Below are 535 nucleotides of genomic sequence, written 5' to 3'. Positions count from 1 at the left end.
TGGCATTTTAGTCTCTTAGTTTTTTAATTTTTGGCATTGTAATTTGTTAAATTCAAGTTTTGAATTTTAGCAAGATTTTTGTGTTTTAGCTTGAATTTTTATAAGGCTTAGTTTATGAAATAAGATCTTTGTAAGAGAAATTCTTTGTAAATTTTAAATAAAGGATGAGTTTATAAAATGCTTAGTGCTAAAAGAACTTGTTTTAAAGCCACAAATTATCTTTTGCAAAAGCCTTAAATACTCCATCAACCCCCCCCTTACCTCGTAAATTCAAGCTTTCTTAGCATATTTGTGCTCCAACCCTCAATGGCATCTGGATAGATCCTTTGCAAAAGCTCTACAAAGGTGTCTTTGTTGTCATAATATAGCTCAAAATAGATCTTTTTTCTCATTGAGGGCAAGAGCTTAGCCCTATTAAAGCCAAGCCATAGATAAGCCTTATGCATAGCCATTGGAGGAGGCACACTTGCTTTGAAGGGCTGTGGCTTTTCTTTGTTGGGGGATTTAAAGCTTAACTCCTCAAATCTTTTATCAA

At 33.5% G+C, this 535-nt stretch carries 1 pseudogene; it reads right to left on the bottom strand.

Features of this window, described 5'->3' with window-relative positions:
* Positions 1-257: 257 nt before the first annotated feature.
* Positions 258-535 (bottom strand): annotated as a pseudogene (locus DMC01_RS14290) (hypothetical protein); the annotation flags it as partial.

This window comes from Campylobacter troglodytis (assembly GCF_006864425.1).
Classification (GTDB): domain Bacteria; phylum Campylobacterota; class Campylobacteria; order Campylobacterales; family Campylobacteraceae; genus Campylobacter_D; species Campylobacter_D troglodytis.
The sequence above is the reverse complement of the archived record's forward strand: the minus strand, read 5'-3'. Positions and strand labels throughout refer to the sequence as shown.